Genomic DNA, 21,830 nt, shown 5'->3' with positions numbered 1-21,830 from the left:
GCCACGGACAACACGGCCAGGACACACACCCGGCGGCGCACACGACGCCACACCCCACCATTCACAACCCCGCCCCCACGGTTCACAGCTTGCACACAAGTCGGCCAAATATGTAGGCCCTGGCCCGCCCCGTCAAGAGTGATCAATCCGCCACTAAAAGTTAATTGCACACGCGAAGGGGGAGTTACGTCCGGAACTGGTCATGACAGTCCGTGTATGCACCACAAACAGCACAGGGCTGACACCCACGACAACAACGGCCGTCTACTCAAGGCCAGTTGCGGCGAGTTCTCTCGGTCCGGACCAGCCGCAGAGTCGCGGTGCGACCGAAGAAGATCTCGAAAGCGAATCTCGAGCCGCCCTACCGGCTGTTCCACCATTCGAGCCAAGCGCGACCCGAAATCCGGCCCGCCACGTCCGGTCAACCAGGGCCTCTGTACAGAGCCGAGACCGGGGCCCAGCGTGAACCGGGCCGAAGTAGACCATCGCCGTAGCCCGACCGCTGTGGCACTGCCGGTCGCACGCATCAGTTGGCAACGGTCTGACTATCCACGCTTCGGAGTGAACACCTGGCGCATCGCCCCGATCGGCGCGTACCGAACCGCTACGAAGATCACGAACCCTCTGTGTTGATCTTCGAAAGGGACGCGTCGTGCGCATCCTCGTCTCCCTCGCGGCCGCTGCTGCCGCGCTCGCCGCTCTCACCACCCCCGCCCACGCAAAACCCGGGGCCCTGGGCGAGAAAGGCAGCGTCCTGACCCTGTCCCTGGCCGACGCCCTGCAGGCTCTGCCCGTCGCGGACGAGAGCCGCACCGGCTATGAACGATCGAAGTTCAGGCACTGGGTGGATGCGGACAAGGACGGCTGCAACACCCGCAACGAGGTCCTCCTGGCCGAGGCGGTCGTCGCTCCCGAGCAGGGTGCGCGGTGCAAGCTGTCCGGCGGACAGTGGTACAGCCCCTACAGCAACACCTACGTCGACAACCCGGGCGCCCTGGACATCGACCACCTCGTGCCGCTCGCGGAAAGCTGGGACTCCGGCGCCTCCGCCTGGACGCCGGCCGAGCGTGAGGCGTACGCGAACGACCTCGCCGAGGACCGCTCCCTGATCGCGGTCACCGCCGCGACGAACCGGTCGAAGGCCGATCAGGACCCGGCCGAGTGGATGCCCCCGTACCAGCCCTACCACTGCCAGTACCTCACCGACTGGATCGCCACCAAGCTCCGCTAGCAGCTCACCATCGACGACAGCGAGCGCAACACGCTCACCGAGGCCACGGACCCCTGCCCGAACAAGCCCGTCACCATCACCCTCGCCCGCTAACCCCCGCCCGGGCACGGCGCCACGTCCTGCACGCCTCGCACGCCGCCCAGCTAACGACCTCCTGGTCAGTAGTGGCGCGCGTAGCGGTGCAGGCGGCTGCGGGCCTCTGAGTCGGTGACGCCGGGGGCGGTGGCGATGGTGTCCCAGGACGGGTCGTCGGCCCGGGCAATGTGTGCGGCGACCGCGCCGGCCTCGGCGATCGAGGACTCCTGAAGGGCGACGAGCCGGAGAGCGGCCAGGGGCGCGTCGACGGCCAGGACGAGTCCAGGCGCTGACGCAGCTGGTCGGACAGAGCGGCGCCGTCCTCGGGAATGGGGACGGCCCGGTGCTCGACGTCGGCGATGTGCCGCGTCCAGTCGTCGTGCGGGCCCTGGGTGTCGTAGTCCTCCGGGCCCTCGGCAGTGACCTGCTGCCAGTCCACGGGGTGCAGGGTGGTGCCGCGCCAGCCGCACGAGCACGCTGCGCGCAGCGCGGTCGCGTGCAGGGCGCGCGGGGTGCCGCCGTCGTAGACCCACCAGTCGCTCGTCTCGTGGAAATGCGTGCCGCTGCCCAGATCGAAGAACACCGGCTTCGGTTCCGTGCCATCCGGCAGCACCGCGCTGGGACGCAGGGGCGTCAGGGAGGGAGGCAGCAGGACAGGGTGCTTCGCGATCACGAGAGGGACCGCAGGCACGGGGCACCATGCGACCAGCCGTCACCGGCCCTGCTCGCCGCACGGCCGAGCCCGGAACCGCATATCACCCAACTCCCCAAGGTCGCTGGCCGGCGGAGACGGCAGTGGGCCGTCTGTCAAACAGCGGTGGCAGACTGCACTTCATGGGTGAGAGTGAGGTGCACGCTGCACTGACGTGGACTGATGAGGTGGCGCAGGCCCTGCGGGGCATCAGAATTAGCTCGCGGGAGGGGGAGCTGACCTGGCCGGAGGCGCTGGAGCAGCTGCGTGCGCGGGCTGGCGACGGACCCTACACAGGGCGCCAGCGGCAGCCTTGGGAAGCGGCGATTTCCGACCTCACGCATGGTGCCAGCCAGTTGGGGCAGGCGGTACGGCACCAGTTGGAGCCTCGTCTCTCCGAGCTCCTTTCCGCACTTTCGACGCCGCCGAACGCCAGCGCTGCGGACAGTATCGCCAAGGCGGCGCGGCTGGCCGATGAGCTGCTCATGCAGGCTGATAGTGGGCAGTTGTTGCCCGCGGCGTGGCAGGACTTGGTGGGCTCGGCGCGCGACGGTGTCGGCTTCGACGCACTCGACCAGTACCGGAAACTGCTGTACGTGTTGTTGCAGCGCTCACAGCGTCAGGCGGAGCAGGTGTGCCGACAGTTGTCCGGGGTGATGCGCGATGACGCAGTGTCCGTGCAGCGGGCCCAGGTTTGGCTGGGCGATCTCGATGTCACTGCACCGTTGAGAGACATCGTGGGGTCTGCGGCCGGGTGGAGCGCGCAGGCGCGCGCTGATCTGTGTGGCCGGCTAGTGGTGGCTCAGCCCCTCACGGCCCATCATGTGGTGTGGCACGCATTCAGACGGGCGGCGACCAGCAAGATGGTCGAGGAGTACGGACCCGTCACGTTGTACGACAGCGAGTGGTTGCGCGGGAACCTGCTCAATGACGGGCCGTCCAAGAGCGACCTGCCTGCCGAGGCAACGGCCGACGACGGCTTCTTTCCCGCTGAGATGCTGCCCGAGGGAAGGGATGTGGTGATAGCCAGAGTCGATTTGGGTTCCGGAGCCCGGGCCGATGCACCGGCTGACTCCCGTGTCCTGGTGCAGTCGTTGATTCTGGCGGCCACATTCCCTGAGGACCGGCATGGCTGGGAGCTCTACGAGGGCTACATCCATGCCGCCTATGGTGACTGCGGCTGGAAGGTGTTCAGTCGGCTCGACGAGGACATCGACGCTCGAATGCCTTACGGGCCGATGGAAATCACTTCGAGACGCCTGTCCGAGATGGCACCACGCGTAGCTCCGCACCTAGCATCCGGGCTTGCAAACCTGTCCGGTGTGGTCGATGCCATCGGCTGGTGGAAGGCCTCGGGAGTGCAACCCCCGCACGCCTCAGTACTGCTGGATGTGCGCATCTTGGAGACCGTGACAGGGACGGTGTGCGGGCATGGGCAGACGTGGTACGGGTATCTCGACGCCTACCACAAGAACGCATGGATCCGGCGCTCCATGACGTCCGAGCTGTTCGATGTGGTGTGGCGTGCATGCGATGACCATCACTGGTGGAGCCGGCCGGAAGAGGAAGCGGTCACTGCGATCCGTGACAAGCTGCTGTGTCATCGAGGCTGGGGATCCCATGCTGACATGGCCCAGGTGGCTGCCGAACTTCCTGCGTTGGCAGCTGCTCTCCCGGAACGCACCCTGCAGCATCGCCGGACGGCCGCCGCGGCCCACCGGATCTCGGCCCCTGAAGGCGTACGAGCCTGGTACACGGACCTGGAGAACCGGTGGACGCGAACCCTGGGCCGCCTGCGGCTGGTCCGCAACGCCCTCGCCCACGGCGGCCCAGTCACCGCGGCCGCCGCAGCCAGCGTCGCCCCGGTCGTGCACCAACTAGCGGGAGGGGCGCTGCTGTCCAGCCTCACCGCACTCGCAGAAGGAACGCCCGTAGCTGATCAGCACGAGGCGCACCGCGATCGATGCGATGCGTGGGCCCGGGACCGTCTGTCAGGCAGCACGGCCTACAAGCCCTAGTACTGCAACGGTCTTTCCCCTGATGGTTGGGCAGGTTCGGGTGGTGTGTGGCCGCGTCGTTGGTAGTGGCAGATTCGGGCTTGGTGCTGTCGTCGGCGTCGCCAGGTCGACCAGTGCAGGACGTGGTCGATCGAGGCCGGCCGGCGGTGGGTGAGCCGGTGGATCAGGCGTCTGAGTTCGGGGAGCTCAGCGGGACGAGGCCGGAGGATCCGTTTCTGCTTTCCCGGCGCCGAGTTCGCGGGCCCGCAGGACGGTCAGGCAGGCGTGGGCGGCCATGGCCAGAGTGATGTGGCGGTGCCAGCCTGGGTAGCGGCGGACCTGGTAGTCGTCCAGGCCGCATTCCTGCTTGGCCGTCTGGAAGCATTCTTCGACCGCCCAGCGGCTGCCGGCGATGTGGATCAGCTGGTCGAGTGTGGTGTCGGCGGGGCAGTAGGCGATGTAGTAGGCCTCCTCGGGCCGGCGGACGCTGCGGCGGGCGATCACCCAGTGCCGCCGGTCGTCCCGGTGCCAGGGCCTGACCTCCACTCTCGCCCAGTCGAAGACCCGGGGCCCGTGCGAGCCGTTTCCGCAGGACCGGCGCTTCCACTTCTGCCGGGGCAGATCATGGAACAGGTCGTGGACGGGATGGTCCATGGCCCAGCGGGTGACGACGGTGTCGTGCCGGGTGGTGGCCATGACGTGGAATACGTCCGCCCGTTCCCGCTCGGTCCGCCAGCTCTTGGAGTAGCCGTAGCCGGCGTCCGCGGTCACCCACCCGAACGGGATCTTCTCCTCGATTGCCCGGCGGACCATGGCCCGGGCCATGGCGACCTTCGTGTCGAAGACGACCTCGTCGCCGATACCGGCCCGCCGGCACCGTTCCCGGTCGTCGGTCCAGGAGGCCGGCAGGTAGAGACGCCGGTCGATCAGGGTGCGGCCGCGGCCAGCGGCATAGGCGAGGAACACTCCGACCTGGCAGTTCTCCGTCCGCCCGGCCGTGCCGGAATACTGCCGCTGGACCCCGGCCGAACGCACCCCCTTCTTCAGAAAACCGGTGTCGTCCACGATCAGCACCGCACCCGGGTCGCCCAGGTGCTCCACGACGTACTCGCGCACATCGTCCAGGACCTCGCCCGCGTCCCAGTCGATCCGGTTCAGCAGCCGATGGATCCGGTCCGGACCCGCATGCCCGGCCTCCTCCGCCAGCGTCCAGCCATTCTTCCGCTCCAGCGGAGCGATCAGCCCACGCATATACGCGAGTGCCGAATCACGCGGCTCCGACCTCGCAAAACGGTGCACGAACCGATCATGCAGAGCCTTCAGCTCACCCGCCCATGACCGGGCATCAAAGACTTCCCCACCCATGAGCAGACCAACGAACCACCTGCCCAACCGTCACGGCAAGGACCGTTGCAGTACTAACTCAGGTGGCATGTGGGGCGTCATGATGGAGACCTCCATGTGAGTGGAGGCAGGGCGCGGTGGCTTTGGTAGGTGGCCGCGCGCCGCGTGCTGGACGGTGGGTTATGAGAGCTGTGGAGGCAGGAAGCGCGCGTGGAGATCACTGAGCACGAGCTGGCCGATCCGTGGGAAGGACTTCTCGTCGCTCCTGCCCATGGCAGTGACGTCGGAGTGCTGGTCCTGGCAGGATCCAGCGGGCGCATCGAACGCCAGCGGGCGCGCGTCCTGGCTCGGCAAGGAGTCACAGCCCTGGCGATCCGTTGGTTCGGTGGGCCAGGGCAGAGTCCGGGCATCTGCGAAGTCCCCTTGGAGACCTTCACCACCGCCGTCGACGTCCTTCAACGTGAGGGAGCGCGACGCATCGGGATTCTTGGCGTTTCCAAAGGAGCTGAAGCAGCTTTGCTCACGGCGGTGCACGACCACCGCGTGGACATAGTCGTCGCGTTGTCGCCTACCTCGCGGGTCTGGTGCAACGTCGGTCCAGGACGTGACGGAGCGCATCACCCGTATCGCTCGTCCTGGACGTGGCAGGGGCAGCCACTACCTTTTGTCCCTATGGACGACTCGTGGACTCCCTCGGAGCCGGACAGCGGGCCCGTCGCCATCCGCAGGTGGTACGAACTCAGCGATCGGACCTTCGCTCACCTCCTTCCGCCGGCAGAGATTCCCGTGGAGGCCGCCAGAGCCGACCTGCTGCTGGTTGCGGGCGGCGACGACGCGATGTGGCCGTCGCTGCCCTTCGCCGAACAACTCGCCCAACGCCGGCGCTCGGCCAGAGCCACCGTGCGTCTGATCGCGCGCGATGATGCCGGACACCGACCGCGTCTTCCTGGCGAGAGCCCCGCATCAGCGTCCCCGCACTTTCAGTACGGAGGCACGCCTGAAGCTGACGCGCTCCTCGGCAAGGCTGCATGGCCTCATATCCTTGACGCGCTCGCCGGCGGGAGCCCATCCGTGCTTACCGGCTGAGGACGAGAGTCCGATGTGTCCTGGTCACGAGGTCCCCTTTCGGTTCCTGATCTGCGGGGATCCCGAGATCGGCGATGCGGGTTGAGACGCGCGTAGCAGCGCGGTCCAGGGCGGCCAGTTCCTTACCTGCGGCTTCGAGGCTGACCTGGAGCGCTTCCGCCTCGCCGAGCCAGCCGTTCGACATGGCCTCTCTGATGCGGTCGTTGAGGCTGTGGATGATTTCGATCAGTCGCTGCCGTTGTCTCGGGTCGATCCGCAGCATGGGGAAGCGGATGCAGGCTTCTCTGAACTAGTAACTCCGGTCCGTTGCGGCAGTCGGCAAACCTGTGGCACATGGGTACCGTCCCGGGCCAGGATGCGGCTATGCGTGATGTCCAGAGCGATCCCGAGTTGCAGGATCTGGTTCGGCGGTTCGTCACGCCTGACCGGCGATACCTTCGGTTGGGCGGGAGCGTTTTCCGGTTGAGCCCGGTCGAACGCTCCGCGTTTGTGCGGGATCTGGCTCAGGCTGCGTACGAAATCACTCCGGCGGAGCTCGGCGTCCTCCTCGAGGGTGGATGGCGCGAGCGCAAGACTGCCGCCTGGCTGGTTGCTGTGGCCCACAGGTCCGAGTTCCGCGAGCTCATAGGCCGGCTCCTGCTTGCCAGTGAGGGGCCGTATGCGGGCGCGGCGTACTGCGTCGCCCTTGCGAAGTTCGGTACTGCAGCGGATGCCGAACTGCTCAGCGCATACCTTGACCACTACTTGTCGCGTCCCGACCTCGACTACGACCAGGCAATCGTCCTTGGGACGCTTCTGTACCTCGATGAGATTCTCGGCTCCGAGTACACGACACGGTTCCTTGCCCCGGCCGGTCCCTGGGACCGATGGCTCGAAGTCCGGGCCGTGGCGGCTCTCGACCCGCATGACTGTCGGCAGGCCGTGCAGCAACTGTGCGCTTTCGTCGACGAGACCGCTGAGGTCTTCGCCTCGCTGGCCTGCGGGAGCTGATCATGACCGAGCGGGACATCATCCTCAACGAACTCGCCCAAGGACTGCGCCCGATGTCACAGGGCATCGAGTGGTTCGACACCCACAGCCCGCAGGAGCAGGCCCAGATACTCCTGTTCCTGCGCCATCACTGCGTGCAGGCGCGCGCCGTCACCGAAGACGGGCCGGAGAGCATCCGACGTGCCGGGCTGCGCCCGACGCACACCCCGGCGGTCTTGATCACCTGCGGCCCGATCGGCCAGCAACTGGGGAAGATCGCCGGCCTCACCCCTGTCGACGAACGACGCAAGGCGTTCCGGCTACTGGTCGAGGTCCTCGCGGTCGCAGACGAACGGCGCCGCGAACGCTTCTGCTCCGGCGGATGCAGTCACTGGTGGCACAACCTGCCCGTCGCCGACGGGTGAGGACGAGTCCCCCGCCGCTGGCCTCCGCCCCCTGGACTCCATGTGCGGCAAGACGGACTGACGGCAGTGTTCATGCGCTCGTGTCGTCGGCGGCGGAGCCAATCACCGCACTCAGGGCGTGCAATGCGTCATCGTATTGGTGGCGGTCGAACTGGAACGGACCGAATGCCACGTAGTCGCGGGTCTTGCGGTGGGGTTGCTCGAAGGCTTCCCAGGTTACGAGATCCGCTGTCGCGGTGATGCGGGCCATGAGCGGCCAGCACCCCCACTCACCGCATTCACAACCGAGGACGGGGGTTTTCGGCCCCATCGCGCTGGTGGACAGTCCGAGGAAGTGGTCCTGCATCGGTCCGAACCGGTAGAACTCCGGAATCAGACCACCGTAGGCATCACCTGCAGGCTGCATCCCGGCCGCGATCTCGTACTCATCGATCAGCTCGGTGAGTGGTGCTCCGTCGATGTGAGGGACGACCACGAGCGGACCCCTGTCGCCACGGCGCTGGCAATCGAACCGGATCTCATTGCTGATCATCCCGCGATTGTCTCAGCGACCCTGCTCCCTTTCTGGGCGGGGTGAGCCGGGGCCTTGCGCAACATGCCAAGGTTGATCGCCACGCTGCCGGACGCGGAGTCGATCTGGTCGATTCTGGATTCGGCGCCGGCGAGGCTGACGCGCAGGCCCTCGATTTCGCCGAGCCAGCCCCTCATTCTCGGCTTCGGCGATCCGGTCGAGGAGGTTGTCGCGGATCTCCACCAAGCGGCCGCGCTGAGCGGGGTCGGGGCGCAGGAGGGAGCAGCGGACAGAGTCAGGAGCGCCCGCGCTCGGGGTTGAGCTCGTGGTAGCCGCGGAAGTCGAAGAACCCGGTCCGCCGGATGGCTGAAGGGTCGAACGGGCACGAACCGAGCTCATCGGCTGGACGGCAGGAGCAGCATGAAGGAGATCAGCGAGCAGCAGCCCAGCAGCGCGCGGTGATCGCATACAGCCTGCTCCATCTGCGGAAACTCGCGGAGGAACCGAGCTACGGCAGCCTCTTTGACCGCCGCATCCATCACACACGTCTCTCTACTCCTGCTCTCGAAGAGTGTTTTGTCCCGGCAGGGCTGTTTGATATCTCGGGTGGCAGAGCGGCTTCAGGTAGTCGTGCGTGACGATCGGGTCGTGCGGGCCCGTAATCTGCAGCTGCGGGCGGGATCGCCCGTAGAGGCAAGGAGGGGTGCGGGGAATGGGCAGTGTCGGAACAGCGCGGCTGCTGATCTGTAATGGAGGTGAGTCCGCGCTGGAGTTGACCGTGGAGCCCTGGGCAGAGACGCACCAGATGCTCCCGAAGCAGACGTGGGTCGTTGTCACCCACTCGCCTGCAGCGGATGGCTCATGGTCCAGAACTCTGCGGGAGGACGAACCATTCCAGGTCGACCATCGGCCCGAGTCGATCACGGTGTGGGTCAGCGGAAAATGCTTCCACCTCAGTGACGCGGACGAGAACGTGATCGACTCGGCCGACTGGCACTGCCCTGCTCAGGGCGCTTTCTCCTGACTCAGGAGTCGCGCCAGTTCGAGGTGGATTCGTGGGTGAGTCGTCGGCTCATGAGGTCGACCATGGCCACCTTGATCATGGCTTCAGAGCGGTGGGGGTGGGTTTCGTAGTCGAGGGCGGGACGGCGGTGACGCATGAGCCAGCCGAAGGTCCGCTCGACGATCCAGCGTCGCGGAATCACCTTGAAGCCTTGCTGGGCGGGATCACGGCGGGTGACTTCGACATCGATGCCCAGGCGGGCGCTCGGTGGCGGTCGCCGGGCAAATGACCGTGGTCCTTCACGTACTTGCCGGTGAGCACTTCCAGGGCGTCCCTCGATGCGCTGCCGGCGGGACGCTGACCAGTTGATGAGGTCCTCGGGCACTCCGGCGATCTCCACGACGGGGCGCAGGCCCGGCGTGACCTCCCGAGGCACGGTCGTCAGCCCGAGCTCCTCACACACCTCGGTCGTCATGGTGAGGGTGTAGAGCGTGCCGGCGGCCACGACGTGCTGGTGGAGGCGGTAGGTGTCCAGGGCGCCCCAGAACGGATCGGCGTCGGTGCCCGTGCGCTGGACGCGGTTGAGCATCAGGCAGTGCTCGTGCCGAAGCGGCAGCCCCCCGCGGTTATCGAAGTGCCGGAACGCCGCGACCACGAGCGCGGGCGCTTCCCGCGGCTGCGGCCCGACGCCCACCGGATCTTCGCGACCTCGTCCTTCAGCCGGCGCAGCACTGTGGTCACGGCCCGCTCGTGGGTCCGTTCGATGACCCCGCGCACGGTGGCGTCGCCCAGCGCCCACAGCACGACCCGTGACGCCCTGCGGCCGGAAGGTGCGATCGCGGCCGAGCAGCCGGGTCTGCTTGTGACGCCATGGTGAACGGCGTCGGCTTCGGTGAGACGATCCGTTCCATCAACGGCTCGATGGAGTGCAACGGCGGCCATTCCGCCGAGGTCCGGGGCCGCAGCGACGAGTGCCAGCGCTCACCTCGCTGGGGGTAACCTCAGCTGCTCACCACTGTGGTCACGCCCGGGCCGCACGCGGTCACGTGCGGCTCCGGTACGGCCTCCCCCGTACGTCACAGGAGCGTGAGCAGCCCCTGTTCCCGGGCGACGGCCAGGGACAGCGTGCGGTAGCCGACTGAGTCGAAGAGCACGGTCACTCTCTCCTTCTCGCCGCTCATCACCGAGCCGCGTCCCCAGCGCTCGTGCTGTACCGACGCACCCGGCCGGATCGTGTGCTTCCCCGGCGGGAGTGACGGTTCGCCGATCAGCCCGCCGGTGCCCGCAAGCACTTCCGGCCCCATGGTGAGACCCCGCCCGTCCGCCTCTGCTGACGTACATCGGTCGCAGGAGCCGCACGATTCGGCCTCCTGGGAGGCCTCTCCGAAGTACCCGAGCATGAAGCGGCGGCGGCACCCATTGGTTTCGGCGTAGCCGCGCATCATGTCGACCCGCGAACGCTCCAGCCGCTTGTGGGCGTTGGCTCGTTCGGCGGCCAGCCGGGCGGCCTCGGAGGCGCTGAACCCCTTTGTCGGCACCAGCTCTCCGGCGTCGTTGGTGCGTACGGCGGCCACCTGTTCCAGGAGGTTGACCACGGCCGTGAGCCGGCTCGCCGTCAGGCGGGTCCGCTTCCGCAGCAGACCGGGGTGCATGGGACCGTCGTGCTCCTTCAGCACCCGTGCTACCTGGGTCACCGTGTCCTGGTCGGGGCGGCCGCTCGCGAAGAAACGCTGCAGGCCGAGGTCCTTGGGCCGGTAGGCAAGGATCGCGCGGGAGGGTTTGCCGTCCCGCCCGGCTCTGCCGATCTCCTGGTAGTAGGCGTCCAGCGACCCCGGCGCGGACGCGTGCAGTACGAAACGCACGTCGGGCTTGTCGATCCCCATGCCGAACGCGGATGTGGCCACCACGATGTCCAACGCTCCCTCCAGGAAGCGGTCGTGCACGTCCGAGCGCTCCTGCGCCGAGAGCCCTGCGTGGTAGGCGGCCGTGTCCAGCCCCAGCAGGTCGAGCTCCTCCGCGTAGTCCTCCGCCTCCCGTCGCGTCGCCGCGTACACGAGGCCGGGTTTGGCCTCCGCCGCCGCGCGTTCCACGACGGCCCGCCTCTTGGCCGCCACGTCACGGAACGCGATGACCTCCAAGTCGATGTTCGGCCTGTCGAAGCCGGTCACGATTTCGCGGACCTCGCGCATGCCGAGCTGCGCCACGATGTCCTTCCGCACCGGAGCGGCGGCGCTGGCGGTGAGCGCGAGGACCGGCGGCCGTCCGATCCGCTCCACCACGTGTCCCAGCCGCAGGTACTCGGGGCGGAAGTCGTGCCCCCAGGCTGATACGCACTGCGCCTCGTCGACCACGAACAACGCAGGGCGGACCGCCGCCAGCTGGTCGATCACCTCCTCCTTCACCAGTTGCTCCGGAGCCAGGAAGAGGAAGTCGACACCACCGGCGCTGATCTGGTCCCACACCGCCGCGTTCTGTCTCTCGGTCTGGTTCGAGTTCACGGCCGCCGCGTCGGCCCCCTCTCGGCGTAGCAGTCCCTGCACCTGGTCGCGCTGAAGGGCGATCAGCGGTGAGACCACGACGGTGGGCCCCGGCAGCAGCAACCCCGGCACCTGGTAGACGGCCGACTTCCCGGCGCCCGTGGGCATCACCACCAGCGTGTCGCGCTGCTCCATCACCGCCTCCATCGCCACCAACTGCTCCGGCCGCAGCTGCTGCCAGCCGAATACGTCCCTTGCCCTGCGCCGCAGACGGCGGGATGACGAACTGGTCATGTCGCTCCTCGTGTGATCGCGCGGAAGCCCTCGACTGCGGCCCCGCACCCCCTGCTGCCCCGGATCGGGGCTCTGGCTCAGTGCGAGCACGGGATTACTGCGCAAAGTGGCTCCGCGGGTTCGCCTGTACGGTGCTCGGGCACCGTCGCCTGAGTACCTCGCCCCCGACGGCGTGCAAGATCGCCCGTCCCTCACTTGAGCCGGGGGCACGAACATGCGGACGTGGAAGCAGCGGTAGGCACGGTGTGACGTCTGCGGCTCGCGATCTCCTTTCGGACGTCGATATCCTGGCCGCCCGCGGGCACATGGGCCGAGGTTTTGACGCTCTGGGCATGGAGAACGCAGGCGCTGGGCTGACCCCGCGGCCTTCGGCCTTCCGGACCAGGCGCCGCAGGCAACCGTTGAGCTGGTCGAAGACCTCGTCGTTTTGCGATGCGGCGAAGTGACCGTAAACAGGTTCCCCCCGAAACAAGCGTGCGGCAGATTTCGCCATGGACTCCCGGTCCGCAGGACTCAGGTCAGCAGGGAAGGAGCGGTGCCCCTTTGCGTCGCGGTCGGCCGGAAGTTTCTGCCAGGCACGTCCGAATCAGCTGGCGGCAGGTAGTCGGGCGCGGAGTGGAAACGTTCTTCGTTGTACCACCTGACCCACTGGAAGATCGCGCGCTCGACCTGGTGGACGTCCTTCCAGGGGCCCTGCATCTTGATCAGCTCGGCCTTGAACGTGCCGTTCAGCGCCGCGGCCATCGCGTTGTCATAGCTGTCCGCGACGGAGCCGACCGACACGGAGGCGTCGATGTCGGCGAGCCGGTCGACATACCGAATTGATACGTATTGCGACCCGCGTTCGCTGTGATGGATCAGTCCGGAGTCCTTCTCATTCGACCGGCCACAGGGCCATATCCAAGGCGCCCAGGGGGAGTTCGGTCCGCGTATGGTTCGCGGCCTGCCAGCCGACGTTCATCCGCGAGTACACGTCCAGGACGAAGGCTACCCCGCGTACCCGCACCAGCGCGCTCCTCGCGGCGGCCGTCCCTGTCCTTCTCGCGGCCTCGCTCACCGGCCTGACCCCGGCCCACGCCACAAGCCCGAACACAGCAGTCGTCCCCCGGGACAAGACCGCCTGCCCAGGCGGGTTCGTGTGTAACTACCCCGACATCAACTTCGTCGGGCAGCCCTACGTGAAGCGTGCCTCCGACGGTTCGGTGCGGCACCTGCCCGACTACATTCGCGGCGCCGGGAGCTCCGTCATCAACAAGAGCGGGCGCACCGCGAGGGTCTACGCCAAGGACAACAACACCGGTTCCCGCGTCTGTGTTGGACGCGAAGGCGACACGATTGCAGAGCTTCGCTCCTACGGTATGAACGACGCCACGCACTCGTTGAAGAACTACGACACGCCCTGCGGCGCCTGACTCAACACCGACGGCACCCGGCCCGGGCCCAGGCCACCGGCTCCGTCCGGACGGCACCGCGCGGCTGCGCATCTGGCGGCAGTCGCCGCCCGGGTCGAGGCAGCCACGAGGCGGGCGGGGTGCATGCAGCCGCGCCGCTGCGCGCGTTGCTCCCGGCCCAGTACCTCGATCAGCGTCGGGCCAGCGGACGACCGGTCCCCGTTCCGTAACCCAAGCCGTAATGATCGAAGATTCCGCTTTCTTCCTCAGCCAGCAGTTCTCCGTCGGAATTGATGGATGGGGCTTCCTTGACGAGCTGCTTCGACCACGCCACCTTTAGATATCAGGGTGATACCACACCCTTGTCCCGCTGCACGAAAGCGATCCGTCTCCGGGTCAGTAGTCCGATCGCGACGCCCGCGAAGGCGGGCTGTTCGGTGGCGGCGGGAACGTAAATGGATTCCAGAGGTCCGATCTTGTCCCCCTCGACGTCCACCACGTCAAGGTCCCGCCAGTCCCGGATATTCTCCGCTTCAAACTTCCATTCCCTCTGTTTCTCTTTCGGTATTAGCAGGCGTGTGCCCGCAGCACCTCGGAGCATGGCGTGCGGACACCGAACCGAGTTTGAGGGCTCCCCCAGTAGCGTTCTTGTATCCACTCCGGGCCTCGGCCGTGGCCTGCGCCCAGGGGCAAGGCTTCGGACACGGCCCAGTAGCTTCACGAGTGCGAGGGGCACCTTCAGGCCCCGGGATGGTGTGTCGCATACGACCCGAACAGTCGATCGCAGCACGCCAACCAGATACGGCTAGGCCAGAGCGGGTAAGTGGGTGCACAACACCGCCACAGCCGACGCTGGAGAGTGACCCATCATGACCGACGACGCTTATCTCTTCCTCGCCGACGGTGCCCCGGGCTCGGGCTGGCAGGCGATGCCGGTCTCCCTGCCGGAGAGCTGGAGTGCCTGCAGACACCGGCCGTGCGGGCCTGGCTCGATGCCCACCAGACCGATGCCGCGTCTCCGGCGCTACGCGTTGTGCCGCCCGAAGAGACCGGGATGATTCCCGAGGGAGTAGAACGGCTCCCGGTGCCGCTGACCGAGGAGGAGCTGGAGCGGGTACGCCGGGCTGCCGCCACCGACCAGGTGGCGGCCGTCGAGAAGGAACTGCTGTCTTACCGTGACAGCAAGGAGGGGCGCGACGCCCTGCTCCACAAAGCTCTGGCCGCCGGCCTCCCGGCGCACCGCATCGTCGAACTCTCCGGAGTGGACCCTGCGGCCCTGCCGACCGCACCTCGCTCCTGATCGGTCACGGATACGGCGTGACGTGACCGTGTCAGCCCTGCCTACACGTCGCAGTCCTGCCACCGGTGCGGGCACGTCGACCGCAAGAGCCGGCGCTTTAGACGTCGTTTCGTTTGGCGTAGTGGCTTGTTGTCCAGGACATGGCAAGCCTTGTTGAGCGGATGAGGTAGCGGATGGGAAGGCGCCTGAGGTTGTGGGAGCTGTTCCTGCGGGTGGCCGGAGAGCGTGGTGATACGTCCGCAAGGAGGGCGGGCGTCGCGGGCCGGGGACCGTGATGAGAGGTTCGATCGCCCCTGTCATGCAGCCGCCTGCGTCCCCTGGCCGGCCTCGTCCACCAACTCGTCCAGAGCCGCACGCGCGAGAGGAACGAAGCGCCGCCGCATTTCCTCCACGGCAAGGCCCGTTTCCGTGGCTGAGGAGCGATAGCGGTCTTTCTGCTCATCAGCCACCGGCCCCCTACTCAGTTCCATCAGGTACTGAATGGGCGGGTGGATGTGCCCATCTATGGCTTCGGCGTATTCGGCACCAGCTTGCGCCACACCAGCGGGTCCTTCGAGCTCAACAGTGTTCGCCGCCTGCCGAACCACGCGTACAGCATCGATGGCTGCACCACGCCGTATGTCATAGCGATGCTGGTCGTAGGGCTCCAGCGTCAGCCGTGCCAGTTGCCAGATAGCCCCCTGCGCTTCATGAGCTGCATCCATCAAGCCTTGGTAGGCAGCTTGCCGACGATCCCGGCGCCACCTCCGGTGCTCGACCCGTAGTTCACGAAGCGCAGCCCGATCTTGTGCGGCCTCTTGGCGTATCTGCTGGCGTTCCAGAGCCTCATTCTTTCGCCGCTCGATCCGAGCGGTCACAAGCGCCGTCAGTCCGCTGCCCAGGAGCGTGCCGACGATCGCGATGGCCGTGGTCATCAGGGTGCTCGTCATAGGGAGCCATTGTGAAGCACGGTCGTGCGCCCATCCGGGCGATCAGCGCAAAGCCACCTCCGCCCGTGAGCCTTCACTTGGTGAGTCGGCGACAGTTGATCAGGCTGGTGGCTATGGCGGTGACGGCGAGAAAGTGCTCGGGCTTACGCTCGTAACGTCGGTGCAGCCGGCGGCAGCCGCTCAGATCGCCTCCGCATCCCTTCGCGTCGGCCGGCCCACTTCGAGGCCGGCCGAGGTCCAGCCCGCAGTCCCTCCAGTCAGAACGACAGCCACCTCGTCAAGGTCAACAACTCCGTCCATGAGGGGATCATCCCTCATGGACAATCCCGGCGGTCCGGTAAACCAAAGCCCCCCTCCGAGGTCCCCCCTGTTTCTACCTCTCATCAACATCGTCTTGATCGTCCACCCGAAATCGTTCCCGGAATGCGTCGACAATCGTTCCTGCTTCTGACCTACGCAGCCCTGCGGGCTTCGGTGCAACACGGGCCATGCGGGTGCTGTGCTCAGGCGGTGGATGTCCCGACGCGTACGACGTACTTTCCGGTGCCGCGGCCGTCGGCAAGCAGGTCGTGGACTGCGGGGACGTCGGCGAGCTCTGGGACTTCATTGACGGGGAGGGTGAGGTGGCCCTCGGCCATCAAGGCGAGGGTCCGGGCGACAGCTGCGGCAACCCTGCCGGGTGCGCCTGCGACCAGACCCCGGTGGCTGAAGCCGGTGAGCGTGATGTTGCCGCCGATGAGGCGTCCGGCGGGTGGCAGGGTGTCCAGGGTTTCGCCGGTGGCGTTGCCGAACAGGACGATGCGGCCGCCCGTGGCTGCGACGTCGAGGTCGAGGTCGAGCGCGGTGGTGCCGAGCGGGTCGAGGACGACGTCGATACCGCGCCCCTGATTGGCGGTCCGAATGTCCCCGGCGGTTGCCGCTCCACGGGCGAGCACAACGTCGTATCCGGCTTGCTGAGCGGCTGCGGCCTTCTCGGGGCGGCCGACCGTGCCGATCAGGCGCCCGCCGCCGAGCAGCGGAACGAGTTTGGCCAGCGCGCTGCCGATGCCGCCGCCCGCGGAGTGGACCAGGACACTGTCCCCCGGGGTGAACCGGCCGGCGTCCGACAGCAGTAGCAGCGCGGTCGCCAGGCCCAGCGGGGCCGCGGCTGCGGCGGCCAGCGGTACGTTGGCCGGTATCGGGACCGTGAGTTCCGCGGGTGCAGTGGCGATCTCCGCGAGCCCTCCGCCGCTGCTCGTCACCGCCGCCACGCGGTCACCGACCGTCAGGCCGGTAACGTCGGCGCCAAGTGCACGCACCGTGCCGGCGACCTCCAGGCCGGGGCGGTACGGCCAGGCCGGGGCGTAACCCGCGTCGCCGCGACGGGCCATGACGTCCATGAAGTTCAGTCCCGCGTAGCCGACGCCGATGGACACTTCACCCGGCCCGGGGCGGGGCGCATCGACGTCCGCGACCTTCGACCGCTCCGACCCGCCGGGGGTCGTCATCACCAAGGCGCGCATTCCTTCTCCCATCGCCGACTATCTTGTTCGATGTTCGACGAAATTGGTAGCATGATTCTTCGACGAGTGTCGAACAACTTGAAGACCCTTGACCCGCTAGCAAGGAGTGGCCCCTCGTGGCACGTTCACGCCAGCGCCGCGCACCGCTGACCCACCCATTGCCGTCCGAGATCGACCTGCTGGACGTGCTGCACGCTCTAGCCGACCCGACCCGCATGACCATCGTCCGCACTCTGTACGCCGCACCCGAACGCGCCTGCGGCACCTTCCCTGTCGAGGTGGCGCCTTCCACCCTCAGCCACCACTTCAAGGTCCTGCGCGAGGCGGGCATCATCCACCAGCGCGAGGAAGGAAACCGCAAACTGACCAAACTGCGCACCGCCGAGCTGCAAGTCCGTTTCCCCGACCTGCTCGACACGATTCTGCGAGCCGACAACTCACCTACCGAAAAAGGCATTTCCTCGGACCAGATGGACTGAGACGACGACCGGCACCCGCGCACGGCGAACCCCTTCGGTCGAGAAATCGCCGACCTGGCGTCTCGACCCTTCCGATCGCCGCAGGTCACAGCCATAGCCACGAACCACATCATCTGAGACGGGACAGGCGCTCCTGTCACGTACCTCAGGTCACCGACGAGGTTGCCCAGGCGGCCGTCCATGCGGCACTGCTGTGGGTGCGATGGGCGCTGGCTCGGCTTCATACCGTGCTCTTGGGCGCGGTCTCGCCGCCGGTGTCCGATCTTCAGAGCGGCGCTGTCCTCTACGGGGAAGGCACTCGCGCGTGTTCGAAACACCCGGAACGGATGGTCGGACGCCTACCGACACGGAGTGGTGCAGGGGCTGTTCGTCAACGAGGACGGGCAGGCGCACGCGTACGCCGCTGCCGGCGCTGACTGCGCAGCCGAACTGCTACCACTCCGCGCCGGAGCGCGTGCCCACGGAGCTCTCTGCCGTGCTGGCGTCGGCGTCATGGTCCCTCGCCTTCCAGCACAAGGATGTCGAGATTCGTACGTCCATGAAGGACGCGCAGGCGAAAATGCCGAGCCAGGCACAAGAGATCTGGGCCAGCATCATCGGAGAGCTCGAAGCCCTGGGCCGTCGCGGAGATCGTTGAGCCAGAGCACGGCGGCGCCCGGGGCGAGAACGGCGACGGCGACGGCCGTGCGGTCACGGCCGGGAGGTCCTTGGCGGCGATGGAGGCGAGCCCGGCGAGGACCGCCGTTGAAGGCGGGCGGTAAGAACGCCTTGCCGTCCGTGCGTGCGGTCTCATTGGCGACCGCGGTGCAGGCGGCGTCGAGGTTCTTGTCGGTGGCGGGGACCGTATCGGTCAGGGGTGGTTTCCCACCAGGTCAGGCGGCCAGCTGGTGGCGTACCGGGGTGGTCGACGCCACGTAGGTGTCGGGGCTGGGTTCGTAGCCGCGTGCGCAGGGGTCGCAGCAGCCCTGCGTGCGGAGCGGTATTAGCGCAGCGCACTTGCGCCGGAGAGGCGGTATTCGGTGTGAGGCCGCCGCAGGAACCCGCCTACGGCCTGCTCCCTGCTAGCGCCGGCGGGGCACCTTCGCTCATCACGTGCCAGGACCGGACTTCGGCGTGAGTCGGCGCGGATGCCGACCGCGAAAGAGTTTCGAGACCACGTGTCTGCCCGGCGAATGCGCACCACCTCGTACGGACGAAGGTGCACCGTTTCTGGTGGGCAGCCGGCGGGGCTGTGAGCCGGTTGGTACGCCTTGGCGAGCAGACCTGCTGAATCCGGATCACCGCGTGGGAAGACGGTGATCGGACCGGATGGACGTCGGATCAGGCCGGGTGACAGGCTTCGCTGCGTGAACGTGCTTCGCGCTCTGGCCGAGTTCGGCTCCACCGCAACCATCGGCCCACTGCATTGCGGCGCGAAACTCAACGACCTCGCCACGTCGCTCGGGCCGCCCTGGGACATTGGTCGGGTGAGCAAGCGACGGCGCTGGCCCCACTTGTTCTCCTATGGAGACGTCGAACTCTGTGTGTGCCGCTGCCGCCGCGTCACGATGATCAGCATGCAGACCTGGCGCGACACCATCGAGCTTCCCGCCCCTGGGACGAAGTCGCTCGCCACGTTTTCAGAACCCATTACTCACGCGCAGGTCACAGCCGCACTCGACACGATCGGCTGCTGCTTCAACCCAGTGACGATCCAGCAGCCACCCGGTCAGCTCGCCCTGCAGGTGGAGTCGACGGGGACCACCTTCACCTTCCGGACCAGGGCCGACTCCGAGCCCCTTCTGGACAGCGCTGGTCACTGGATCGGCACCCACGAGTGCGCGCCCCCGGAAGCTGATGCCCCGGACGACGGCTTCGGAGCGTGATCGCAATCCAGTCCGTCTGCGGCCTGGTATGTGGTTGCCGACGGCTCACTCCACCACCGGCTACCGCGTGGCACTCACCGTGCACTCCAGCCCCGAGTCGTTCGCCTTCTGGCCCGAATGGGACTTCATCGATTGGCTCCATGAGCGTTACGGGATATCCAGCTCTCTCACCTGGGCCACACGATCGTGCGCGCCCCATCAGCACGCAGCCGGGGCCCGAGAGGAAAGAAATGGGGGCCGTGCCGACGAGCCGGATGACCATGCCATCGGTCGCTCCCGAGGTGGACTGACCACGAAGATTCACCTCGCAGCCGACGCCCGCTGCCGACCCCTCGTTCTCACTGCCGGACAGGCCGGTGACGCGCCCGCCTTCGCTCACGTGATGGCCCGCTTGCGCGTTCCTCGACGACGTGGACGGCTCGCACCGGGCCGGACGTAGTCCTGGCCGATAAGGCGTGAGATGCGGGCGCCGCTCCAACTGGCTCCGGGATGGTCGAGTCCGAAGGTGATGACTTCGATGGTCACCGGTTTCGGGGCGAGGCGCTGAGTCGCGGCTGTCATGAGTGCGCGGCCCACTCCGCCAACTCAGTGGGGCCGACGGATCGGGCAGAGTGGGCGGGCACTCAATGCGGTGCCGCGCCGCAGGTGACGCACGAGGGGCAGATCCACCGAATCACGTCGGCGCCGCATGCCGTCGCATGCGACGCCGACGCTCGGGTTGCGGTCAGCAGCTGAGGTTGCCGCCGGTGGGGACGCCGAGGAGCGAAGTGAAGGTCTGGTAGGTGTTGATGCGGCTCTGGACCTGGGCGGGGTTGCCGCCGTTGCACTCGATCGAGCCGTTGATGGAGCGGATCGTCTCACCGAAGCCGGCGCCGTTCACCATGGCGTTGTGGGCGGTCATGGTGCCGGGGCCGCTCTGGGTGTTCCAGTACCAGAGGCCGGTCTTCCAGGCCACGGCCGCGTCCGTCTGCACCAGGTTCGGGTTGTGCAGCAGGTCGATGCCGAGCGCGTCGCCCGCGGCCTTGTAGTTGAAGTTCCAGCTGAGCTGGATCGGACCGCGCCCGTAGTACGCGGCCTGGCCCGCCGGGCAGCCGTAGGGCTGGCTGCTGTCGCAGTAGTGCGGGTAGTTGGCGGTGTTCTGCTCGACGATGTACACCAGCCCGCCGGTCTCGTGGCTGACATTGGCGAGGAAGGCCGCGGCCTCCTGCTTCTTGACGGTGTCACTGCCCGTGTTGGCGAAGCCCGGGTACGCGCTGAGGGCGGCGGTCAGCCCGCTGTACGTGTAGAAAGAGTTCCGGTTCGGGAACATCTGGTTGAACTGCGCCTCGCTGACCACGAATGAGCCGTTGGTGGGCGGGTTCGTACCACCACCGGTGCAGCTGTACGGGTCCCAGTACCAGGTGCTGATCGTGGGGTCGTAGCCCGGGTTGTCGTGCGATGCCTTGTAATAGCTGCCATTCGTGTACTTGACGATGTCACCGGCCACGTATGCCCGCCCGGCCGTCCAGGCGGGATAGTCGCAGTTGCTGCCCCCGCCGCCGGAGCCGCCACCGCAGGACCCCAGGTCGGCCCACACCTGCGCCGAGCCCGGCGTCTCACCCTGGGTCCACCACTTCGCCTGCCAGTTGTGCCCCTGGTACGACGCACTCATACCACCTGTGTAGACCGAGGAGGAATTCCAGCCTGCCGCGCACGTCGCCGCCGAGGCCGGGGAAGCCATCGGGCTGAACAGGGAAAGGCCCAGCGCGAGGGCGAGCGCCGCAATGAGCGCGAAGAGACGGTGTCTGGACATACAGCCACTCCTTCAGGGGGTTGAGTGGGACGAGACAGACATAAGCAACATGGTATGGACCTGTCAAGGTCTAGACCAAAAACTCACGGCACGCGAGGCCGGCGAGGCGCAGCAGGAGATCGACCGATTCACCTCCTCGTGATCGGCTTCACCTCCAACCAGTCCTGTGCTCCACGCCGTTCGACCTGAAGCCAATTCCTCGCATCGCACGCCTCGGCCGTGGGCCGGGATCCGAGCCGACTGTTGGCCGACGCGGTTCTGTGCGGGGACGGGCCGGTGAGGTCGCCGGCCGAGCTGTCGCTGGTTGGCGAACATCGCCGCGGCCACGGCGGGCTCTACGCCGCGCTCGCCCAGGGCCGCCTTGAGGCGGATCGGATGCGCCGGGCCCTGGCGTCGGTGCCGCTGCCCCGGGCCGCTGACGGCCGGCCGTTCGGTGCCCACCCTCCCACCAGCCTTCGTCGCCCCGTAC

19 protein-coding genes and 10 pseudogenes are annotated in these 21,830 nt (G+C 67.3%); 14 read left to right on the top strand and 15 right to left on the bottom strand.

Going from position 1 to position 21,830, the window contains the following annotated elements; translation table 11 throughout:
• The first annotated feature begins 652 nt into the window (after positions 1–652).
• Together ACFZAT_RS32315 and ACFZAT_RS32310 are read left to right on the top strand one after the other, a co-directional pair.
• Positions 653–1,231: a DUF1524 domain-containing protein gene (locus ACFZAT_RS32315; RefSeq protein WP_391269303.1), complete on the top strand. Its 579-nt coding sequence runs from the start codon at positions 653–655 to the stop codon at positions 1,229–1,231.
• A gap of 909 nt (positions 1,232–2,140) precedes the next feature.
• Complete coding sequence (locus tag ACFZAT_RS32310) at positions 2,141–4,015, top strand: hypothetical protein (protein WP_391269301.1); 1,875 nt, start codon at positions 2,141–2,143, stop codon at positions 4,013–4,015.
• 163 nt (positions 4,016–4,178) lie between these two features.
• Here ACFZAT_RS32310 and ACFZAT_RS32305 read toward each other — a convergent pair.
• Positions 4,179–5,359: pseudogene (locus tag ACFZAT_RS32305) on the bottom strand (IS701 family transposase).
• 189 nt (positions 5,360–5,548) lie between these two features.
• On the opposite strand from ACFZAT_RS32305, the gene ACFZAT_RS32300 reads away from it, so the two are divergent.
• Positions 5,549–6,424, top strand: coding sequence for an acyl-CoA thioester hydrolase/BAAT C-terminal domain-containing protein (locus ACFZAT_RS32300; protein WP_391269299.1), 876 nt, complete (start codon positions 5,549–5,551; stop codon positions 6,422–6,424).
• On the opposite strand, the gene ACFZAT_RS32295 is transcribed toward ACFZAT_RS32300, so the two are convergent.
• Positions 6,414–6,686 (bottom strand): hypothetical protein, encoded by a 273-nt coding sequence (locus tag ACFZAT_RS32295; RefSeq protein WP_391269298.1) that lies wholly within the window; start codon positions 6,684–6,686, stop codon positions 6,414–6,416. The genes ACFZAT_RS32300 and ACFZAT_RS32295 overlap by 11 nt on opposite strands.
• A gap of 101 nt (positions 6,687–6,787) precedes the next feature.
• On the opposite strand from ACFZAT_RS32295, the gene ACFZAT_RS32290 reads away from it, so the two are divergent.
• Positions 6,788–7,414, top strand: coding sequence for a DUF6000 family protein (locus ACFZAT_RS32290; RefSeq protein ID WP_391269296.1), 627 nt, complete (start codon positions 6,788–6,790; stop codon positions 7,412–7,414).
• 2 nt (positions 7,415–7,416) lie between these two features.
• On the top strand, positions 7,417–7,818 hold the full coding sequence (locus ACFZAT_RS32285) for a DUF5958 family protein (RefSeq protein WP_391269294.1): 402 nt from the start codon (positions 7,417–7,419) through the stop codon (positions 7,816–7,818).
• 70 nt (positions 7,819–7,888) lie between these two features.
• On the opposite strand, the gene ACFZAT_RS32280 is transcribed toward ACFZAT_RS32285, so the two are convergent.
• The 3 genes and pseudogenes from ACFZAT_RS32280 to ACFZAT_RS32270 all read right to left on the bottom strand — a co-directional run.
• Positions 7,889–8,350, bottom strand: coding sequence for a hypothetical protein (locus ACFZAT_RS32280; RefSeq protein ID WP_391269292.1), 462 nt, complete (start codon positions 8,348–8,350; stop codon positions 7,889–7,891).
• A gap of 1,004 nt (positions 8,351–9,354) precedes the next feature.
• A pseudogene (locus ACFZAT_RS32275) lies at positions 9,355–9,594 on the bottom strand (transposase); the annotation flags it as partial.
• A 117-nt stretch (positions 9,595–9,711) separates the two neighbouring features.
• Positions 9,712–9,987 (bottom strand): annotated as a pseudogene (locus tag ACFZAT_RS32270) (relaxase domain-containing protein); the annotation flags it as partial.
• Positions 9,988–10,202: 215 nt separating this feature from the next.
• Here ACFZAT_RS32270 and ACFZAT_RS32265 point away from each other — a divergent pair.
• Positions 10,203–10,331 carry a hypothetical protein gene (locus tag ACFZAT_RS32265; protein ID WP_391269290.1) on the top strand — a complete coding sequence of 43 codons (129 nt, stop codon included), beginning with the start codon at positions 10,203–10,205 and terminating at the stop codon, positions 10,329–10,331.
• A gap of 77 nt (positions 10,332–10,408) precedes the next feature.
• Here the strand turns inward: ACFZAT_RS32265 and ACFZAT_RS32260 are convergent, their stop codons facing one another.
• The 4 genes and pseudogenes from ACFZAT_RS32260 to ACFZAT_RS32245 all read right to left on the bottom strand — a co-directional run bounded on the left by ACFZAT_RS32260 (position 10,409) and on the right by ACFZAT_RS32245 (position 13,109).
• A complete protein-coding gene (locus ACFZAT_RS32260) occupies positions 10,409–12,103 on the bottom strand; it encodes a RecQ family ATP-dependent DNA helicase (RefSeq protein ID WP_391269288.1) in 1,695 nt (564 codons plus the stop codon).
• Between the two features lie 245 nt (positions 12,104–12,348).
• Positions 12,349–12,610, bottom strand: a pseudogene (locus tag ACFZAT_RS32255) (IS5/IS1182 family transposase); the annotation flags it as partial.
• Positions 12,611–12,616: 6 nt separating this feature from the next.
• Positions 12,617–12,886, bottom strand: a complete 270-nt coding sequence (locus ACFZAT_RS32250) for an integrase core domain-containing protein (protein WP_391269286.1) — start codon at positions 12,884–12,886, stop codon at positions 12,617–12,619.
• Positions 12,887–12,977: 91 nt separating this feature from the next.
• Positions 12,978–13,109 carry a hypothetical protein gene (locus tag ACFZAT_RS32245; RefSeq protein WP_391269334.1) on the bottom strand — a complete coding sequence of 44 codons (132 nt, stop codon included), beginning with the start codon at positions 13,107–13,109 and terminating at the stop codon, positions 12,978–12,980.
• Here ACFZAT_RS32245 and ACFZAT_RS32240 point away from each other — a divergent pair.
• Positions 13,063–13,515, top strand: a complete 453-nt coding sequence (locus ACFZAT_RS32240) for a peptidase inhibitor family I36 protein (protein WP_391269331.1) — start codon at positions 13,063–13,065, stop codon at positions 13,513–13,515. The genes ACFZAT_RS32245 and ACFZAT_RS32240 overlap by 47 nt on opposite strands.
• A gap of 169 nt (positions 13,516–13,684) precedes the next feature.
• On the opposite strand, the pseudogene ACFZAT_RS32235 reads toward ACFZAT_RS32240, so the two are convergent.
• Positions 13,685–14,095 (bottom strand): annotated as a pseudogene (locus ACFZAT_RS32235) (PRC-barrel domain containing protein).
• A 222-nt stretch (positions 14,096–14,317) separates the two neighbouring features.
• Here ACFZAT_RS32235 and ACFZAT_RS32230 point away from each other — a divergent pair.
• The gene (locus ACFZAT_RS32230) at positions 14,318–14,794 is read left to right on the top strand and encodes a DUF6003 family protein (protein WP_391269284.1); all 477 of its coding nucleotides are present in this window, start codon (positions 14,318–14,320) and stop codon (positions 14,792–14,794) included.
• A 39-nt stretch (positions 14,795–14,833) separates the two neighbouring features.
• Positions 14,834–14,959, top strand: a pseudogene (locus tag ACFZAT_RS32225) (hypothetical protein); the annotation flags it as partial.
• Positions 14,960–15,090: 131 nt separating this feature from the next.
• On the opposite strand, the gene ACFZAT_RS32220 reads toward ACFZAT_RS32225, so the two are convergent.
• The 3 genes and pseudogenes from ACFZAT_RS32220 to ACFZAT_RS32210 form a co-directional block, all read right to left on the bottom strand.
• Positions 15,091–15,723, bottom strand: coding sequence for a hypothetical protein (locus ACFZAT_RS32220; protein ID WP_391269282.1), 633 nt, complete (start codon positions 15,721–15,723; stop codon positions 15,091–15,093).
• Positions 15,724–15,796: 73 nt separating this feature from the next.
• Positions 15,797–15,907: pseudogene (locus ACFZAT_RS32215) on the bottom strand (IS5/IS1182 family transposase); the annotation flags it as partial.
• 319 nt (positions 15,908–16,226) lie between these two features.
• Positions 16,227–17,210: an alcohol dehydrogenase catalytic domain-containing protein gene (locus ACFZAT_RS32210; protein WP_391269329.1), complete on the bottom strand. Its 984-nt coding sequence runs from the start codon at positions 17,208–17,210 to the stop codon at positions 16,227–16,229.
• A gap of 131 nt (positions 17,211–17,341) precedes the next feature.
• Here ACFZAT_RS32210 and ACFZAT_RS32205 point away from each other — a divergent pair, with 131 nt between their 5' ends.
• The 4 genes and pseudogenes from ACFZAT_RS32205 to ACFZAT_RS32190 all read left to right on the top strand — a co-directional run.
• Entirely contained in the window at positions 17,342–17,704 is a 363-nt protein-coding gene (locus ACFZAT_RS32205) for a helix-turn-helix domain-containing protein (RefSeq protein WP_391269281.1), read from the top strand.
• A gap of 454 nt (positions 17,705–18,158) precedes the next feature.
• Positions 18,159–18,341 (top strand): hypothetical protein, encoded by a 183-nt coding sequence (locus ACFZAT_RS32200; protein WP_391269279.1) that lies wholly within the window; start codon positions 18,159–18,161, stop codon positions 18,339–18,341.
• A gap of 709 nt (positions 18,342–19,050) precedes the next feature.
• Positions 19,051–19,569, top strand: a complete 519-nt coding sequence (locus ACFZAT_RS32195; RefSeq protein ID WP_391269278.1) for a hypothetical protein — start codon at positions 19,051–19,053, stop codon at positions 19,567–19,569.
• A 196-nt stretch (positions 19,570–19,765) separates the two neighbouring features.
• Positions 19,766–19,936: pseudogene (locus ACFZAT_RS32190) on the top strand (IS5/IS1182 family transposase); the annotation flags it as partial.
• A gap of 95 nt (positions 19,937–20,031) precedes the next feature.
• Here ACFZAT_RS32190 and ACFZAT_RS32185 read toward each other — a convergent pair.
• Both ACFZAT_RS32185 and ACFZAT_RS32180 read right to left on the bottom strand, forming a co-directional pair.
• A pseudogene (locus tag ACFZAT_RS32185) lies at positions 20,032–20,148 on the bottom strand (N-acetyltransferase); the annotation flags it as partial.
• A 145-nt stretch (positions 20,149–20,293) separates the two neighbouring features.
• Positions 20,294–21,361 carry a glycoside hydrolase family 19 protein gene (locus ACFZAT_RS32180; RefSeq protein WP_391269276.1) on the bottom strand — a complete coding sequence of 356 codons (1,068 nt, stop codon included), beginning with the start codon at positions 21,359–21,361 and terminating at the stop codon, positions 20,294–20,296.
• A gap of 219 nt (positions 21,362–21,580) precedes the next feature.
• On the opposite strand from ACFZAT_RS32180, the pseudogene ACFZAT_RS32175 reads away from it, so the two are divergent.
• Positions 21,581–21,787, top strand: a pseudogene (locus ACFZAT_RS32175) (transposase); the annotation flags it as partial.
• Between the last annotated feature and the right edge of the window lie 43 nt (positions 21,788–21,830).

This window comes from Streptomyces sp. NPDC008163 (assembly GCF_042956885.1).
GTDB classification, from domain to species: domain Bacteria; phylum Actinomycetota; class Actinomycetes; order Streptomycetales; family Streptomycetaceae; genus Streptomyces; species Streptomyces drozdowiczii_A.
The sequence above is the reverse complement of the archived record's forward strand: the minus strand, read 5'-3'. Positions and strand labels throughout refer to the sequence as shown.

Coding starts and splice junctions, on each gene's coding strand:
- ACFZAT_RS32220 (WP_391269282.1), bottom strand. CDS start 15,723: ATGACGAGCACCCTGATGACCACGGCCATCGCGATCGTCGGCACGCTC.
- ACFZAT_RS32260 (WP_391269288.1), bottom strand. CDS start 12,103: ATGACCAGTTCGTCATCCCGCCGTCTGCGGCGCAGGGCAAGGGACGTA.
- ACFZAT_RS32295 (WP_391269298.1), bottom strand. CDS start 6,686: ATGCTGCGGATCGACCCGAGACAACGGCAGCGACTGATCGAAATCATC.
- ACFZAT_RS32210 (WP_391269329.1), bottom strand. CDS start 17,210: ATGACGACCCCCGGCGGGTCGGAGCGGTCGAAGGTCGCGGACGTCGAT.
- ACFZAT_RS32285 (WP_391269294.1), top strand. CDS start 7,417: ATGACCGAGCGGGACATCATCCTCAACGAACTCGCCCAAGGACTGCGC.
- ACFZAT_RS32310 (WP_391269301.1), top strand. CDS start 2,141: ATGGGTGAGAGTGAGGTGCACGCTGCACTGACGTGGACTGATGAGGTG.
- ACFZAT_RS32265 (WP_391269290.1), top strand. CDS start 10,203: ATGGTGAACGGCGTCGGCTTCGGTGAGACGATCCGTTCCATCAACGGC.
- ACFZAT_RS32280 (WP_391269292.1), bottom strand. CDS start 8,350: ATGATCAGCAATGAGATCCGGTTCGATTGCCAGCGCCGTGGCGACAGG.
- ACFZAT_RS32290 (WP_391269296.1), top strand. CDS start 6,788: ATGCGTGATGTCCAGAGCGATCCCGAGTTGCAGGATCTGGTTCGGCGG.
- ACFZAT_RS32180 (WP_391269276.1), bottom strand. CDS start 21,361: ATGTCCAGACACCGTCTCTTCGCGCTCATTGCGGCGCTCGCCCTCGCG.